Genomic DNA, 15,439 nt, shown 5'->3' with positions numbered 1-15,439 from the left:
GGCGAGGTTTCAGGCGTGGCCTGTGGGGAATCAGTCATTTCGTACTCTTTAATTCGGTCGTACTACGCCATCCAGAGCCAAGGATCAGGCCAATGCCGGATGACAAATAATTAATAGATGAAACTCGAAAACCCTAGCGCAGTGGTTTTCGGTGATTAATCAGCGAATCATACCCTCAAGAGGCGACGAAGCACTGGCATAAAGTTTCTTCGGCATGCGCCCGGCCAGGTAAGCCAAGCGGCCAGCTTCGATAGCGTACTTCATGGCTTCAGCCATCATCACCGGGTTCTGCGCATGGGCAATGGCGCTGTTCATCAGCACTGCCTCGCAGCCAAGTTCCATGGCGATGGTGGCATCGGATGCGGTACCAACCCCGGCATCAACCAATACCGGCACCGTGGCCTCTTCAAGGATGATCCGCAGGTTGTAGGGGTTACAAATCCCCAGGCCAGTGCCAATCAGGCCAGCCAGTGGCATTACCGCGATACAGCCCATCTGCGCCAGTTGCCGGGCGATAATGGGATCATCGCTGGTGTACACCATTACATCGAAACCATCCTTGATCAGGACTTCGGCTGCCTTGATGGTTTCGATGACATTGGGAAACAAGGTCTTCTGATCGGCCAGCACTTCCAGCTTGACCAGGTTATGCCCATCAAGCAGTTCGCGAGCCAGGCGACAGGTACGTACAGCTTCGGCAGCGTCGTAGCAGCCAGCGGTGTTGGGCAGGATGGTGTAGCGATCAGGCGAAATAACATCAAGCAGGTTTGGCTCACCCGGTGTCTGGCCGATATTAGTGCGGCGCACCGCCACAGTAACGATCTCGGCGCCAGAAGCTTCAATGGCAACCCGGGTTTGTTCCAGGTCCTGGTACTTCCCGGTTCCCACCAACAAACGCGATTGATAGGTACGACCGGCGAGCGTGAAAGGCTTGTCGTTACGAACTTGGCTCATCGAAAACTCCTAGTGCGGGTTGCGCGCTTTAAGCCAAACGCCGTGCATAAGCAGCGGCGTAACTTAGAGCACCGGGCAAAATAAATCGGTGCGGGCCTGGCTCAGCCACCACCAATGGCATGGACAACCTCGACCCGATCACCTTCAGCCAAGACGGTGCTGGCGTGCTGGCTGCGCGGCACTATATCCAGGTTGAGCTCGACCGCAACGCGGCGACCCACCAGGTCTAGCTGAGCAATCAGCCCAGCGACAGTCTGGCCATCGGCAAGCTCTAGTGGCTCGCCATTCAATTGAATGCGCATGACGTAACGGTCACAAATCTAGAGGGGTCTGCATTCTAGCCCGATCAAACGCGATGACCAAGGCTAAAGGGCCTCATTTGCTCTGTTTTCTGACGCGCGAGTCAGTTTAGAAGCTGCCCCCGGCTGCTCAGTTCGGGGTTAAGCGCCAGGCAGCCATGCCCAGGCACAACCAACCCAGCAAGAACGCCAGGCCACCAAATGGCGTGATAATCCCCAGCTTGCCTATTCCACTCAGGGTCAGCGCATACAAACTACCGGAAAACAGCACGATTCCAGTGGCGAAGAACGCACCCGCCAGCGTGACCCAGCGCCCCGGCGCATAGCATGCAAGCAGCCCAACACCGAACAACGCCAATGCATGGATCAGTTGGTAATGGGTGCCGGTCTGGAACACGGCCAGATAATCGGTGCTCAGGGTTTTCTTCAAGCCGTGGGCGGCAAACGCGCCAAGGCCCACACCGCTGAAACCCGCAAGGGCTGACAAGACAATCCACAAACGCGCCATCAATCACTCCAGACAAGGCCAGTACGATCGCTATAATGGCTCGCAAACTCCGCCGGGCCAAGCACGCATGTTTCAAACCATCCGCCGCATCCTGATCAAATCCCTGCTCTGGTTCATGGCTGGCTCGGCCCTGCTGGTGCTGGTCCTGCGCTGGGTGCCACCGCCGGGCAGCGCACTGATGGTCGAACGCAAGGTGCAATCCTGGATAGATGGCACGGCAATCGACCTGCAGCGCACCTGGCGACCATGGGCAGAGTTGCCCGACGACTTGAAAATCGCGGTTATCGCCGGTGAAGACCAGAAGTTTGCAGACCACTGGGGGTTTGATATTGCCGCGATCCGCGCAGCCATCGAGCACAATCAAGAAGGTGGCAATGTGCGTGGCGCCAGCACCCTGAGCCAACAAGTCGCCAAGAACCTGTTTCTCTGGTCTGGGCGTAGCTGGCTGCGCAAGGGCATCGAGGTCTGGTTCACGGGCCTGATCGAGCTGTTCTGGCCGAAACAACGTATTCTCGAAGTGTATTTGAACAGCGCTGAATGGGGCGTTGGCATATTCGGCGCACAGGCCGCAGCAAAGCACCACTTCGGTATTGGCGCACCCTATTTGTCGGCCCATCAGGCGAGCCTGCTAGCGGCGGTGCTGCCCAACCCCCGCAAATGGAGCGCCAGCCGACCAACCGCCTACATCAACCGCCGAGCGACTTGGATTCGGCGGCAAATGCGCCAGCTCGGCGGCAGTCATTACCTGAATCAACTCAGCGCTTCAAAGCCGCAATGGCTGGTCGCAGTACTGGGCAAATAACCCACGCCGCACTATGGCGCGAGCAAGCGCTGCGGTACGACAAACAGCAGATCAACATCCTCGTCAAGGGTATGTGCGGTCAGGCCCAGCTGGGGAAAGACCAAGGCCTGGCCACCTTCCTTGAGCTCCAGGCGCAGCTTGGGTTGGCCCAGACTGCTGATTATCTGCGCCGTGCTGACGTCGTCCAATGGCTTGAGGCTCAAATAAATAATTTCATAATGCCCCAACTGCCTGACCATTTGCGCACTCAGCGGCTGCTCCTCGCCGGTCTCGTCGACACCAGCCGCCGCCATCAGGCTGACCAACTCATCATCACTCAGAGCAATGCGGGCCTCGACGCTCCAGACTTGATCATCGGCCTGCAATTCGCCCCGGTACAGCAGCCGGGAACCATCGAGACGCGGCTGCAACCACAGCTCACCGCCCTCCTCGACCCGCTCGCTCAGATGCTTAAGCGTCAATTGGTCGTCAGCCAGTGGCGCGAAGATATCGGCCTGCCATTTCTGCAGCCAGGCCAGCGGCTCGACCATTTGCGGGCCGCGCATCAACCATGCGCCCCAGCTAGAAAAGATCAGCGCAACAGCTGCAAAAATCAGCCAGTGCTGCGCTCGCAACGGCGGCAACTTCATACTTTTCCTTAAGGATCTTTTGAAAAAGGTAGCGCACAAAGGGAGTACAAGGCGCAACGACAAACGGGAGCAACAGCCAAAGGCTCGCCACCGGGCCAGCCTAGCAAGTTAAGAACCGCGAAAAAGCGACCAGAGTCGCAGCACGGGCGGCCCCAGCATGGACTGCCCTATCACTTCCAGAGATTCCTCAGGCAGAAAAAAGCCGCACATCAGTGCGGCTTCTTGAATCGCTACGCTCAGGCTGCAATCGAACCCTTGAGCTTGCTCATTGCATTTTTCTCTAACTGGCGGATGCGCTCAGCAGACACGTTGTACTTGGCTGCCAGGTCATGCAGGGTCGCCTTCTCTTCGGACAACCAGCGCTGATAAAGAATATCGCGGCTGCGCTCGTCCAGGCCATCCAGCGCTTCATGCAGGTTCGCCGTGGAGCTGTCGCTCCAGTCAGCGTCCTCGAGCTGCACAGCAGGATCATAGCGGTGATCCTCGAGGTACTGGGCAGGCGTCTGGAATGCACGATCATCATCGTCATCCGCCGCTGGGTCGAATGCCATGTCGTGGCCGGTCAGACGGCTTTCCATCTCACGCACTTCGCGTGGCTCGACGCCAAGGCTTTCAGCCACTGCGTTGACTTCGTCGTTGTTCAACCAGGCCAGGCGTTTCTTTTGGCTGCGCAGGTTAAAGAACAGCTTGCGCTGGGCCTTTGTGGTTGCCACTTTGACGATGCGCCAGTTGCGCAGGATAAACTCGTGAATTTCTGCACGAATCCAGTGCACGGCGAACGACACCAGCCGCACGCCCATTTCTGGGTTGAATCGTTTGACCGCCTTCATCAGGCCGACGTTGCCTTCCTGGATCAGGTCGGCTTGCGCCAAACCGTAACCCGAGTAGCTACGCGCGATATGCACGACAAAGCGCAGGTGAGCGAGCACCATTTGCCGAGCAGACTCTAGATTCTGTTGATAGAAGAGGCTTTCGGCCAGCTCGCGCTCCTGCTCTGGAGTCAGCAGCGGGATGCTGTTGACCGCATGCACATAAGCCTCCAGGTTGGCGCCTGGAACTAAAGCATGAACAGGTTGCAAGGAAGTGGACATTTGTATCCTCCGAACGACTTAAACAGGTGCAGTCTAGCACTGCTCAATATGACTTATAACGTCTCTACGAGTTCCGTCACTAATAGTCAATATCAATCAAATCAATAACTTGTCACTTGGGTGCCAGCTCGCGCAAATGCCGCGCTACCGCTAGCCAGGCGCCAATATAACCGAGCAACACCGCGCCGAGTAGTAGTGACAGACCATCGGCTACCGCCACCCCGCCCAAACTGAAGTCGCTGCCATACAAATCGGCCAGGCGCACCACCGCACCATCGAGCCAGTGCAGGCCGTATGCAAGCACCAGCCAAGCCAGGATACCGGCACCCAGGCCGTAGAGCGCGCCCATGTACAGGAATGGCCTGCGCACGTAGCTGTCAGTGCCGCCAACCAGCTTGATAACCTCGATTTCCGTTCGCCGGTTCTCGATGTGCAGGCGGATGGTGTTACCGATCACCAGCAGCAGCGCCATGATCAACAACAATGTAAGGCCAAAGATAAAACGTTCACCCAACTTAAGGATTGCGGTCAAACGCTCGACCCAGAGCAGGTCCAGCTGCGCCTGCTGCACCTTGGGCAATGCCGCAAGCCGGGTTCGCAGTGCCTCAAGCGCCACTTTATCGACCTCTTTTGGGGTGACCAGCACCACGCCAGGCAATGGGTTTTCAGGCAGCTCCTTCAGCGCCTGGCCCAGGCCGGACTGCTCCTGGAACTCAGCCAGGGCTTGCTCGCGGCTGACCCAGTCGGTCTCTGCCACATCGTCCATCTTGGCGATTTGTTCGCGCAACGCCTGGCCATCCGCGTCGCTGGCGTCAATCTGCAGGAACAGCGAGATCTGCGCCGCACGCTGCCATGAACCGCCCAAGCGCTCGACATTGTTGAGCAACAACGACAAACCCATAGGCAAGCTCAGCGCGACTGCCATCACCAGGCAGGTAAAGAAGCTGCCAATCGGCTGCTTGGCCAGTCGACGTACGCTGTCAGCCAGGCTGGCGCGGTGGTTTTCCAGCCAGGAATGCAGCTGGGTCTTGAAATCCGGCCCATCTTCAAGGCTGTTGTGTTCGGCTTTTTTGGGCGCGGCACCAACACGTTGTGCTGGCTGCGGCGGTGGCATGCGGGTCGCACTCATCAGACAGCGTCTCCATCACCAATCAAACGGCCGCGCTGCAATGTCAGCATGCGATGGCGCATACGCGCGATCAACGCCAGGTCGTGACTGGCAATCAGCACGCTGGTGCCGAGGCGGTTAATGTCTTCGAACACACCCATGATTTCCGCAGCCAGGCGCGGATCCAGGTTACCGGTTGGCTCATCCGCCAGGAGCAACGCCGGGCGATGGACAATGGCGCGGGCAATGCCGACGCGCTGTTGCTGCCCCGTGGAGAGATCACCCGGGAACTGCTCGGCCTTGTCCGACAAGGCCACGCGCTCGAGCGCAGAACCGACCCGCTCGCCGATCTCGGCCTTGGACAAGCCAAGGATCTGCAGCGGCAATGCCACGTTGTCGAAAACGCTACGATCGAACAGCAATTGGTGATTCTGGAACACCACTCCAATCTGGCGACGCAGAAATGGAATCTGCGCATTGGTGATTTGCCCCAGGTCTTGCCCCGCCAGCAACAGCTTGCCGCTGGTTGGCCTTTCCATCGCCAGAATCAGGCGCAACAAGGTACTTTTACCCGCGCCGGAATGACCGGTGACGAATAAAAATTCCCCACGGCGCACACGAAAGCTGAGCTCGTGCAGCCCTACATGTCCATTTGGATAACGCTTACCGACCTGCTCGAATCGAATCATCGAGGGTGTGTCCTAATCAAAAACAATTGAGAACCTTTCGAACGGCGACCATGCTTTTCGAAGGATCCTAGGCAGTAAACTAACGCTCGGCAAACAGTGCCTTGACGAAGTCATCTGCAACAAAAGTACGCAAATCATCAATCCCTTCGCCAACACCGATATAGCGGATCGGCAAGCCAAACTGTTTGGCCAGGGCAAAGATCACTCCACCTTTAGCGGTACCATCCAGCTTGGTCAAAACCAAGCCACTCAAGTTCACCGTCTGATTGAATTGTTTGGCCTGATTGATAGCGTTCTGCCCGGTACCGGCATCCAGCACCAGCAAAACCTCGTGTGGAGCGGTATCGTCGAGCTTACCCATGACCCGACGGACTTTTTTCAGCTCCTCCATCAGGTTGTCTTTGGTGTGCAGGCGGCCAGCGGTATCTGCAATCAAGACATCCACGCCACGGGACTTGGCGGCCTGCACAGCATCAAAAATCACCGAGGCTGAGTCAGCGCCGGTGTGCTGGGCGATAACGGGAATATTGTTGCGCTCACCCCAGACCTGCAATTGCTCTACCGCCGCTGCGCGGAAGGTGTCACCTGCGGCCAGCATGACTTTCTTGCCATCTTGCTGCAGTTTTTTCGCGATTTTGCCGATGGTGGTGGTTTTGCCCGCGCCGTTGACTCCGACCACCAGGATTACATAAGGGGTCTTGCTGCTGTCGATCTTCAGCGGCTGCTCGACCGGCTTGAGCAGCGCCGCCAGTTCGTCTTGCAAGGACTTGTACAACGCGGTGACATTGGTCAGTTGCTTGCGTGCAACCTTCTGGGTCAGGTTCTCGATAATCAGCGTAGTTGCCTCGACACCAACGTCGGCCACCAGCAATCGTGTTTCAATTTCGTCGATCAGGTCGTCATCGATGGTTTTCTGGCCGAGAAACAAACTGGCCATGCCTTCGCCGAGACCGGCGCTGGTCTTCGACAAACCTTGCTTGAGGCGATTGAACCAACCACCCTGGTAGCCTGGTTTTTCTTGCTCGACAGGCGCTGCGACAACCGCTTCGGCCACCGTGTCAGCACTTGGCTCGACCGGCGTGGATACAGGCGCTGCCGGTGCAACAACAGGCTCGGGGCTTGCGTCTCGCGGCGGCTCAACCACCTCGGCAGGTTCAGCAGCAGGCGCGCTCGGCTCTGCGGGCGCAAGGGGCTGTGCCGGAGCAGCTGTTGGTTCTGGCGCTTTCTTGCGTAACCAGCCAAACAGGCCTTTCTTCTCGGCAGTCTTATCAGCAGTTTGCACGGGTTTGTCCGTGTCAGACACTGCTGGGGTCTTCTTATCGTCGTTGGAACCAAACATGGAGGCCGGCTATCTCAAAGAAGCGACGTGCCAGTATCCATGCTAAAAACCCAGGCGAAGCAGGACAAATAGTCGCAGCTAACCGTCTGATGGTAGTTTTTAGTCACTTTTACAGGCATGGTCGTCAGTAAAACGGATGAGTATCCTAGCATCTCAGTACCGGCGGACGCTAAGCCCTCACACATCAGACTGACCAGCCGCTGCTTGCGACTGTATTAATGAATGCTGGGTATGTGATGATCTGCCAAGGCGCCGGATTGAGCTGGAGAAGAAACACTTGTTGGCCCATCAACCTCAAACGCTTCAGGCGCACCGACTTGCGCTCCCATCATTCTTACCTGGCGAACCCTTATCTTCGGTGACCACCTCCTTATGAATACCATTGCCCGCCGCGCTACCGGCTTGCTGATTGGCATGCTTTGCATTCCGCTCACAGCATTCGCCGCCGAGCCCCAAGCTACTCATGAGTTCAGCCTCGACAACGGCCTCAAGGTTATCGTCCGTGAGGATCATCGCGCCCCCGTGGTTGTTTCCCAGCTCTGGTACAAAGTGGGCTCCAGCTTTGAAACACCGGGACGCACCGGCCTTTCACACGCCCTTGAACACATGATGTTCAAAGGCAGCAGCAAACTCGGGCCTGGCGAGGCATCCCATGTACTGCGCGATCTCGGCGCCGAAGAAAATGCCTTCACCAGCGATGACTACACCGCTTACTACCAAGTGCTTGCCCGCGACCGCCTGAGCGTGGCGATGGAGCTCGAGGCCGACCGCATGGCCACGCTGAAGCTGCCTGCCGAGGAATTCAAGCGCGAAATCGAAGTGATCAAAGAAGAACGGCGCCTGCGCACGGACGACAAGCCGACCAACCTGGCCTACGAACGCTTCAAGGCCATGGCCTATCCCGCCAGCGGCTACCACAACCCAACTATTGGCTGGATGGCCGACCTGAAGCGCATGAGCATCGACGAGCTGCGCGACTGGTACCAGGCCTGGTACGCACCGAACAACGCCACGCTGGTGGTGGTCGGTGATGTCAGCGAAGCTGAAGTCAAAAAGCTTGCGCAGAAATATTTTGGTGCCATCCCCAAACGTGCCGTGCCAGCGGTCAAGATCCCCAAGGATCTCGACGAGCCCGGCGAACGCCGCCTGACCCTACACCTCAAGACCCAACTGCCAAGCCTGATCATGGGGTTTAACGTACCTGGCCTGGCCACAGCCGAAAAGCCACGCAGCGTGCACGCCCTGCGTTTGATAGCAGCCTTGCTCGACGGCGGCTACAGCGCACGCCTGCCGACTCATCTTGAGCGGGAACAAGAGCTGGTTTCAGGCGCGTCTGCCTGGTATGACCCCTACCCGCGTGGCGATAGCCTGTTCATGCTCACAGCCACACCAAACACGCAAAAAGGTAAAACCATCGAGCAGACCGAGGCCGGACTGTGGAGCGAGCTGAAGGATCTGCAAAACAATCCGCCATCGGCTGAAGAGGTTGCCCGCGTACGGGCGCAGGTAATCGCAGGCCTGGTTTACGAACGTGACTCGATCACCAGCCAGGCCACCTCGATTGGCCAACTGGAAACAGTCGGTTTGTCCTGGAAGCTGATGGACAAGGAACTCAGTGAACTTGAAGCCGTGACCCCCGCAGACATCCAGCAAGCAGCCAGGAAATTCTTTACCCGCGAGCGCCTCAGCGTCGCTTATGTTCTACCGGAGGAGAAGAGCGATGAGTAAGCGCAACTACCTGCGTCCAGGCTTGTTGAGCCTGGCCCTGCTATCGACTCTATCGCTCGCCAGCCTCATGGCCAACGCGGCAGCTGCCGAGGTTAAAAGCGGCAGCAAACTGCAATCGTTGAGCGAAATGAGCGAGACGGTCAGCCACCGCAAGCTGGATATCCAGACCTGGAAAACCAGCGAAGGCGCGAAAGTGCTGTTTGTCGAGGCTCACGAGTTGCCGATGTTCGACCTGCGCCTGACCTTTGCCGCTGGCAGCAGCCAGGATGGCGACGCCCAGGGCTTGGCCATGCTGACCAACGCCATGCTCAATGAAGGCGTGCCGGGCAAGGATGTCAGCCAGATTGCAGCCGGTTTTGAAGACCTCGGCGCTGAATTCAGCAATGGCTCATACCGCGACATGGCGCTCGCAGGCCTGCGCAGCCTGAGCGCGAAAAAGGAACGCGAGCCGGCTTTGGCCCTGTTCAACCAGGTCATCGGCCAGCCGACGTTCCCGAAGGACTCCTTCATTCGCATCAAGAACCAGGCGCTTGCCGGCTTCGAATACCAGAAGCAAAACCCTGGCAGCCTTGCCGGTATCGAACTGTTTAAGAAGCTGTACGGCCAGCACCCCTACGCGCACCCAAGCGACGGCACCGAGAAATCAATCCCGGGGATCACAATCGAGCAGCTCAAAGCCTTCCACAAAAAAGCCTACGCTGCAGGAAACACCGTGATTGCACTGGTTGGTGACCTGAGCCGCAGTGAAGCCGAGGCAATCACCGCCAAAGTCTCCGCTGCGCTGCCCAAGGGTCCTGCCCTGGCGACTATAGCCGAGCCACAAACCCCGCCCGCAAGTAACAACCATATCGAGTTTCCATCCAAGCAAACTCACCTGATGCTGGCTGAACTGGGAATCGACCGGGCAGATCCGGATTATGCCGCGCTCTATATGGGCAACCAGATTTTTGGTGGCGGCGGTTTCGGCACGCGCCTGATGGAGGAAGTTCGTGAGAAGCGTGGCCTGACCTACGGCGTGTATTCAGCCTTCACCGCCATGCAGGTACGCGGCCCGTTCATGATCAACCTGCAAACCCGCGCCGAACTCAGCGAGGGCACGCTGAAGCTGGTCAAGGACCTGTTGCGCCAATACCTCAAAGATGGCCCAACCGAGAAAGAGCTGGACAATGCCAAGCGCGAACTGGCCGGCAGTTTCCCGCTGTCCACAGCAAGCAACTCGGCGATTGTTGGCCAACTAGGCGCGATCGGCTTCTATAATCTGCCACTCGACTATCTCGAAACCTTTATGCAGAAGATCCAGGCGCTGACCGTCGAGCAGGTCAAGACCGCCATGGCCAAACACCTGGACCCAGATGCAATGGTCATAGTGACCGCAGGCCCCACAGTCGAGCAAAAGCCACTGCCGCCACCCACTGACAACCCTGTCGAGCAACCGCTGGGCGTTCCGGAGCATTAATGAGTAGACAAGCAGGTAGAACGGGTGCCCACGGCGGGCTGGGACAGGTGCGAATCATCGGTGGCGAGTGGGGCTCCCGACGCTTCACGTTTCCGGATGCGCAGGGCCTGCGCCCAACCCCGGACCGAGTGCGTGAAACCCTGTTCAACTGGTTGGCGCCCTACATAGAAGGCGCCCGCGTGCTCGACCCCTTTACCGGTAGTGGCGCCCTGTTCCTGGAGGCGCTATCGCGCGGGGCTTCCAGCGCATTGGCGCTCGACCTGAACCCTGACTCGGTGGCATCGCTGCGCGGGCACCTGCAAACACTGCGCTGTGACAATGGCCAACTCCTGCAAAGCGATGCACTTAATTATCTGCAAAACCAGACTGCAAGCGCATTTGACCTGGTATTCCTCGACCCGCCCTTTCATCAAGACCTGCTGCTGCCGGCCTGTGAACTGCTTGAGTCCCGCGGCTGGCTAAGCGATGATGCCTGGGTCTATTGCGAAAGCGAAAATGCCCCGTCAAAACTGGGCTTGCCGAGCAACTGGCGCTTACATCGCGAGAAAAAATCCGGACAGGTGTATTACTCGCTGTGGGAGCGCAGTGTCTAAGCCCTCGCGCCTCAACCACGGGGGCGCATTACGGGACTCGAATACAGGCGTTCACGGCAACACGCATGAATAACACCTTCAAACCGGCATGGTGGCTACCTGGCGCGCACTCGCAGACGCTATGGAACTCAATGTGCCGCACCCCACCCAAGCTTGAACGCCGTCGCGAACGCATGTGGCTCGAAGACGGTGATTTCCTGGATATGGACTGGTACGGCCCGCACCAGGTCGATGCCCCGCTGGTCCTGCTGCTGCATGGCTTGACTGGCTCTTCCAACTCGCTGTACATCCTGGGCGTGCAGCAATCGCTTGCCGCCCAAGGCTGGGCCAGCGTTGCCCTGAACTGGCGAGGCTGTTCGGGCGAGCCCAATCTGCTACCCCGTGGTTACCATTCCGGTGCCAGCGAAGACCTGGCTGAAACTGTCGCACACCTGCGCGCCCAACGCCCAACCGCGCCGCTATATGCCGCAGGCTACTCACTGGGTGGCAATGTCCTGCTCAAATATCTCGGTGAAACCGGCGAAGACAGCCAGTTGCAAGGCGCCGTGGCGGTTTCGGTGCCTTTCCGGCTAGACCAGTGCGCTGATCGCATCGGCATGGGCTTTTCAAAGGTGTACCAGGCCCACTTCATGCGTGAGATGGTCGCCTACATCAAAGACAAGCAACGCCTGTTCAGCCACAGCGGACAAGCCGACCAGCTATCGATAATCGAAAAGCTCGGGCCACTCGATGGACTGCGCACCTTCTGGGACTTCGACGGCAAGGTCACCGCCCCGCTCCATGGTTTCAGTGATGCCCAGGACTACTACAAACGCTCGTCGAGCCGCTATTTTCTCGGAAGAATCAGCACCCCAACCCTGTTGATCCAGGCCAAGGACGACCCCTTCGTGTTCGAACACAGCCTGCCGCAGCCCCATGAGCTGGCCACGTGCATCGAATTCGAACTGCACGCCAAGGGTGGTCATGTTGGCTTTATTGAAGGCTCGCCCAAACGCCCTGGCTACTACCTTGAACGGCGCATCCCGCAATGGTTCAGCCAGCACGCCGGGCGCGGCTAGCGGCTATACAAAAGCCTGGAGCGGCACGCAGTATCGCTGATGCAGCGCTTCGACCTCGGCCCGCACCTGCGGGGCGATAAAACCTATCTCCAGCGCCATCACCTGATAAATACCCCGTCGCAGCATCTCCTCACTGAGATCGCCCGAAGTGCCTTGCAAGGTGCACAAAAAGCGCACCCAGGAGGTCAGGATGATCCAGCTATTGAGGGTCAGCGCCTCCACCTGCTCCGCCGTCATCAGCAAAATACCGGCATCGCAGAATCCCTGATAAATCGCCAGCGCTCCCTGCAGGCAACGCTGGGAAAACAGTCGGTAACGTTCAGCCAGTAAAGGGTCGCTGTCGAGCAGGTGCTCAAGGTCGCGGTGTAAAAACCTATAGCGCCACATCGCTTCAAGTAGCGATTCAAGATAGAAATTCTTGTCTTCAAGACTGGGCTCACGGCCTTCAGGCAGCCGCAAGAAGCTGTCCACATCCGTTTCGTAACGGATAAACAGCTCGGCAATGATCGCCTGCTTATTGCGGAAGTGGTAATACAGATTGCCGGGTGAAATGCCCATGAACTCAGCGATATGGTTGGTCGTAACGCTGCGTTCGCCCTGGCTGTTAAACAGCTCTAGGCTAGCCTGGATTATGCGTTCACGGGTTTTCGGCACAGCTGCCATAAGCAACAAAATCTCACTGCATTAACGATGACTGAATGCTCAACCAGCAAGAAGGTTCGAGCAACGGGTACCCGCAGGCACTGCAAACGTGGAGTTTACCGGCAAGCCGCTGGGCAGCACCCAACTTTTTACATAGCTACAAACTCGTGCAGTAGCGGTAAGCTATTTGACAATATAGAGTAATTGCTCTAAAAATCTCAACTCAATAGTTTCAGGCCCCTGAAAAGCATAGCGAGCGCAGTGGTTTTTCAGAGGTTCCTAGCCTTGTGCTACTACCTGAACAAGGTCCACGCCGAACCGTAGAGAACTCAATCATGGTCGCCAACGTCGCTTACCTAGAACAAAACCAAGAGCAAATTAACCAGTTGGACAGCACCCTTGCACTGCAGCGCAAGGCCTATGAAGGCAATCCCATGCCGCCGGCCGAACAGCGTATCCAGTGGCTCAATGCGCTGCGTGACCTGATCAAGACCGAGCAACAGGCCCTGATCACAGCAGTCTCAAAGGACTTCAGCAATCGCTCCGCAGACGAGACACTGCTTGCTGAAATCATGCCCAGCCTGCACAACATCCATTACGCAACCAAACGCATCAAAAAGTGGATGAAACCTTCGCGACGCAGCGTCGGCATGCAATTTATGCCAGCAACGGCCAAGGTCATTTACCAGCCGCTGGGCGTGGTCGGCGTAATAGTGCCCTGGAACTACCCGCTGTTTCTGGCCTTTGGCCCGTTGATTGGCGCCCTGGCTGCAGGTAACCGGGTGATGATCAAGATGAGCGAATCAACCCCTGTCACCTCGCAATTGGTCAAGGACCTGCTGGCTCGGATCTTCCCTGAAGACCTGGTCAGTGTTGCGCTGGGTGAGGCCGAGGTGGGCATGGCCTTCTCCAAGCTGCCTTTCGATCACCTGCTGTTCACTGGCGCAACCAGCATCGGTAAGCATGTAATGCGCGCCGCCGCTGAAAACCTGACCCCGGTAACCCTGGAGTTGGGAGGCAAATCACCTGCCATCATCGCCAATGACGTCCCCCTGGATGATGCAGCCGAGCGCATCGCCTTCGGTAAAACCATGAATGCCGGCCAGACCTGCGTGGCGCCTGACTACGTACTGGTACCCAAGGACCGGATTGATGGCTTCATCGAGGCTTATCGCAAGGTGGTATTGCGCTTCTATCCAAAGCTCGAAGACAACCCCGACTACACCGCGATCATCAATGAGCGCCAACAAACCCGCCTGAACAGCTACCTCAACGACGCGCAAAGCAAAGGCGCCAAGCTGATCCCGCTGTACCCCAGCGCCCAAGGCCGGCGCGTGCCGCATACCCTGTTGCTCGACGTGAATGACGACATGGTCATCATGCAGGACGAAATCTTCGGCCCGCTGCTGCCAATAGTGCCTTATGAGCGCATCGAGGATGCATTCGCCTACATCAATCAACGTCCGCGCCCACTGGCTCTTTACTACTTTGGCTACAACAAGGGCGAACAACAGCGCGTCCTGCATGAAACTCACTCGGGTGGAGCCTGCATGAACGACACCCTGCTCCATGTCGCCCAGGACGACATGCCGTTCGGCGGTATTGGCCCCTCAGGCATGGGCCATTATCACGGCCACGAGGGTTTCCTGACCTTCAGCAAGGCCAAGGGCGTGCTGATCAAGCAACGTCTCAATGCCGCAAAAGCCATCTACCCGCCTTATGGCAAGTCGATCCAGAAAATGATTTACAAGCTATTTGTGCGTTAAGTTCACTCTGAAAAAGGTAGCGAGCGACGCTAGTACAGGGCACAGCGCCAAACGGGAGTAACAGTCCGAAAGGCGAGCGCAGCGAGTGAAAACCGCAACATGGGCTGCCCCAGTAATATCTAGCGAAGTAGTTTTTCAGAGCGTTGTTAACCCATCGCCGCTCACAGCGACATTGTGAGCGGCATGCAACCCTGACGGTAACAATAAAAATGACAATGAATTCCCTCAATACTGCCGAAATAAGCCGCCGGGGCTTCTTGAAGACAGGCCTGATCGGTACCGCGTTTCTGGCAACAGCCGGGCTGACGGCAACACTGAGCGGTTGCTCGGCCAGCACGCCCGCCAATGGTTTCAAAGTTATTCGCACATCCGACATAGCGCTGCTCACTGCAATCATCCCGGTAATAATCGAAGGCGCCGTCCCTCCTGCGCAAATGCCACAGGCTGTCGCTGGTACGCTGCAAAGTCTCGACAACAGCCTCGACCACCTTTCGCCCGAGCTGCTCAAGCTCACGATCCAGCTGTTCGATGTACTGGCATTGCCAGTGACGCGCGGACCGCTGACCGGCGTGTGGGGCAGTTGGGAAAACGCCAGCGCAGCCGATGTTCACCACTTTCTGGACCGCTGGCAGAACAGCTCCATCGGTCTGCTGAAAATGGGTCATGAGTCGCTGGTCAAGCTGGTACAAATGAGCTGGTACAGCCGCCCGGAATCCTGGGCAAGCTGCGGCTATCCAGGGCCACCGACCGTTTAACCCATTGCTTGTCACTCCATCT

Annotated in this window: 16 protein-coding genes; 7 read left to right on the top strand and 9 right to left on the bottom strand. The window is 57.6% G+C overall.

The features are described 5' to 3' along the window. Positions 1-159: 159 nt before the first annotated feature. From CHB79_RS13795 to CHB79_RS13785, 3 genes are all read right to left on the bottom strand, one after another. Complete coding sequence (locus tag CHB79_RS13795) at positions 160-954, bottom strand: thiazole synthase (RefSeq protein ID WP_089360323.1); 795 nt, start codon at positions 952-954, stop codon at positions 160-162. Positions 955-1,055: 101 nt separating this feature from the next. Next, positions 1,056-1,256 (bottom strand): sulfur carrier protein ThiS, encoded by a 201-nt coding sequence (thiS, locus tag CHB79_RS13790; protein WP_089360322.1) that lies wholly within the window; start codon positions 1,254-1,256, stop codon positions 1,056-1,058. A 127-nt stretch (positions 1,257-1,383) separates the two neighbouring features. Further along, positions 1,384-1,761, bottom strand: a complete 378-nt coding sequence (locus CHB79_RS13785; RefSeq protein WP_089360321.1) for a DUF423 domain-containing protein — start codon at positions 1,759-1,761, stop codon at positions 1,384-1,386. A 67-nt stretch (positions 1,762-1,828) separates the two neighbouring features. Here CHB79_RS13785 and mtgA point away from each other — a divergent pair, with 67 nt between their 5' ends. Continuing rightward, positions 1,829-2,563 (top strand): monofunctional biosynthetic peptidoglycan transglycosylase, encoded by a 735-nt coding sequence (mtgA, locus tag CHB79_RS13780; protein ID WP_089360320.1) that lies wholly within the window; start codon positions 1,829-1,831, stop codon positions 2,561-2,563. 11 nt (positions 2,564-2,574) lie between these two features. Here the strand turns inward: mtgA and CHB79_RS13775 are convergent, their stop codons facing one another. From CHB79_RS13775 to ftsY, 5 genes are all read right to left on the bottom strand, one after another. Next, complete coding sequence (locus tag CHB79_RS13775; RefSeq protein WP_089360319.1) at positions 2,575-3,192, bottom strand: hypothetical protein; 618 nt, start codon at positions 3,190-3,192, stop codon at positions 2,575-2,577. 236 nt (positions 3,193-3,428) lie between these two features. Next, a complete protein-coding gene (gene rpoH / locus CHB79_RS13770) occupies positions 3,429-4,283 on the bottom strand; it encodes an RNA polymerase sigma factor RpoH (protein ID WP_010489491.1) in 855 nt (284 codons plus the stop codon). Positions 4,284-4,395: 112 nt separating this feature from the next. Further along, a complete protein-coding gene (gene ftsX, locus CHB79_RS13765) occupies positions 4,396-5,412 on the bottom strand; it encodes a permease-like cell division protein FtsX (RefSeq protein ID WP_089360318.1) in 1,017 nt (338 codons plus the stop codon). Then, positions 5,412-6,080, bottom strand: coding sequence for a cell division ATP-binding protein FtsE (ftsE, locus tag CHB79_RS13760; protein ID WP_010489490.1), 669 nt, complete (start codon positions 6,078-6,080; stop codon positions 5,412-5,414). Before ftsE ends, ftsX begins: the two co-directional genes overlap by 1 nt. 79 nt (positions 6,081-6,159) lie before the next feature. Beyond that, the gene (ftsY, locus tag CHB79_RS13755) at positions 6,160-7,419 is read right to left on the bottom strand and encodes a signal recognition particle-docking protein FtsY (protein WP_089360317.1); all 1,260 of its coding nucleotides are present in this window, start codon (positions 7,417-7,419) and stop codon (positions 6,160-6,162) included. A 372-nt stretch (positions 7,420-7,791) separates the two neighbouring features. Here ftsY and CHB79_RS13750 point away from each other — a divergent pair, with 372 nt between their 5' ends. The 4 genes from CHB79_RS13750 (at position 7,792) to CHB79_RS13735 (ending at position 12,254) form a co-directional block, all read left to right on the top strand. Then, entirely contained in the window at positions 7,792-9,147 is a 1,356-nt protein-coding gene (locus CHB79_RS13750) for a M16 family metallopeptidase (RefSeq protein ID WP_089360316.1), read from the top strand. Then, positions 9,140-10,603, top strand: a complete 1,464-nt coding sequence (locus CHB79_RS13745) for a M16 family metallopeptidase (protein ID WP_089360315.1) — start codon at positions 9,140-9,142, stop codon at positions 10,601-10,603. Before CHB79_RS13750 ends, CHB79_RS13745 begins: the two co-directional genes overlap by 8 nt. Further along, positions 10,603-11,196 (top strand): 16S rRNA (guanine(966)-N(2))-methyltransferase RsmD, encoded by a 594-nt coding sequence (gene rsmD / locus CHB79_RS13740; protein WP_010489486.1) that lies wholly within the window; start codon positions 10,603-10,605, stop codon positions 11,194-11,196. The genes CHB79_RS13745 and rsmD overlap by 1 nt, the downstream gene beginning before the upstream one ends. A gap of 65 nt (positions 11,197-11,261) precedes the next feature. Continuing rightward, entirely contained in the window at positions 11,262-12,254 is a 993-nt protein-coding gene (locus tag CHB79_RS13735) for a hydrolase (RefSeq protein WP_089360314.1), read from the top strand. Positions 12,255-12,257: 3 nt separating this feature from the next. Here the strand turns inward: CHB79_RS13735 and CHB79_RS13730 are convergent, their stop codons facing one another. After that, positions 12,258-12,917, bottom strand: coding sequence for a TetR/AcrR family transcriptional regulator (locus CHB79_RS13730; RefSeq protein ID WP_089360313.1), 660 nt, complete (start codon positions 12,915-12,917; stop codon positions 12,258-12,260). Positions 12,918-13,231: 314 nt separating this feature from the next. On the opposite strand from CHB79_RS13730, the gene CHB79_RS13725 reads away from it, so the two are divergent. Both CHB79_RS13725 and CHB79_RS13720 read left to right on the top strand, forming a co-directional pair. Next, positions 13,232-14,662, top strand: a complete 1,431-nt coding sequence (locus tag CHB79_RS13725; protein WP_010489483.1) for a coniferyl aldehyde dehydrogenase — start codon at positions 13,232-13,234, stop codon at positions 14,660-14,662. 209 nt (positions 14,663-14,871) lie between these two features. Then, on the top strand, positions 14,872-15,417 hold the full coding sequence (locus CHB79_RS13720) for a twin-arginine translocation pathway signal protein (protein WP_089360312.1): 546 nt from the start codon (positions 14,872-14,874) through the stop codon (positions 15,415-15,417). Positions 15,418-15,439: the final 22 nt, after the last annotated feature.

The sequence above is a fragment of the Pseudomonas segetis genome (genome assembly GCF_900188155.1).
Lineage (GTDB): Bacteria > Pseudomonadota > Gammaproteobacteria > Pseudomonadales > Pseudomonadaceae > Aquipseudomonas > Aquipseudomonas segetis.
The sequence above is the reverse complement of the archived record's forward strand: the minus strand, read 5'-3'. Positions and strand labels throughout refer to the sequence as shown.

What these genes read in the sequence shown, in the direction of transcription:
- ftsX (WP_089360318.1), bottom strand. Translation starts at nt 5,412, where the DNA reads ATGAGTGCGACCCGCATGCCACCGCCGCAGCCAGCACAACGTGTTGGT.
- CHB79_RS13745 (WP_089360315.1), top strand. Translation starts at nt 9,140, where the DNA reads ATGAGTAAGCGCAACTACCTGCGTCCAGGCTTGTTGAGCCTGGCCCTG.
- ftsY (WP_089360317.1), bottom strand. Translation starts at nt 7,419, where the DNA reads ATGTTTGGTTCCAACGACGATAAGAAGACCCCAGCAGTGTCTGACACG.
- rpoH (WP_010489491.1), bottom strand. Translation starts at nt 4,283, where the DNA reads ATGTCCACTTCCTTGCAACCTGTTCATGCTTTAGTTCCAGGCGCCAAC.
- CHB79_RS13735 (WP_089360314.1), top strand. Translation starts at nt 11,262, where the DNA reads ATGAATAACACCTTCAAACCGGCATGGTGGCTACCTGGCGCGCACTCG.
- rsmD (WP_010489486.1), top strand. Translation starts at nt 10,603, where the DNA reads ATGAGTAGACAAGCAGGTAGAACGGGTGCCCACGGCGGGCTGGGACAG.
- CHB79_RS13725 (WP_010489483.1), top strand. Translation starts at nt 13,232, where the DNA reads ATGGTCGCCAACGTCGCTTACCTAGAACAAAACCAAGAGCAAATTAAC.
- thiS (WP_089360322.1), bottom strand. Translation starts at nt 1,256, where the DNA reads ATGCGCATTCAATTGAATGGCGAGCCACTAGAGCTTGCCGATGGCCAG.
- CHB79_RS13785 (WP_089360321.1), bottom strand. Translation starts at nt 1,761, where the DNA reads ATGGCGCGTTTGTGGATTGTCTTGTCAGCCCTTGCGGGTTTCAGCGGT.
- mtgA (WP_089360320.1), top strand. Translation starts at nt 1,829, where the DNA reads ATGTTTCAAACCATCCGCCGCATCCTGATCAAATCCCTGCTCTGGTTC.
- CHB79_RS13795 (WP_089360323.1), bottom strand. Translation starts at nt 954, where the DNA reads ATGAGCCAAGTTCGTAACGACAAGCCTTTCACGCTCGCCGGTCGTACC.
- ftsE (WP_010489490.1), bottom strand. Translation starts at nt 6,080, where the DNA reads ATGATTCGATTCGAGCAGGTCGGTAAGCGTTATCCAAATGGACATGTA.
- CHB79_RS13775 (WP_089360319.1), bottom strand. Translation starts at nt 3,192, where the DNA reads ATGAAGTTGCCGCCGTTGCGAGCGCAGCACTGGCTGATTTTTGCAGCT.
- CHB79_RS13720 (WP_089360312.1), top strand. Translation starts at nt 14,872, where the DNA reads ATGACAATGAATTCCCTCAATACTGCCGAAATAAGCCGCCGGGGCTTC.
- CHB79_RS13750 (WP_089360316.1), top strand. Translation starts at nt 7,792, where the DNA reads ATGAATACCATTGCCCGCCGCGCTACCGGCTTGCTGATTGGCATGCTT.
- CHB79_RS13730 (WP_089360313.1), bottom strand. Translation starts at nt 12,917, where the DNA reads ATGGCAGCTGTGCCGAAAACCCGTGAACGCATAATCCAGGCTAGCCTA.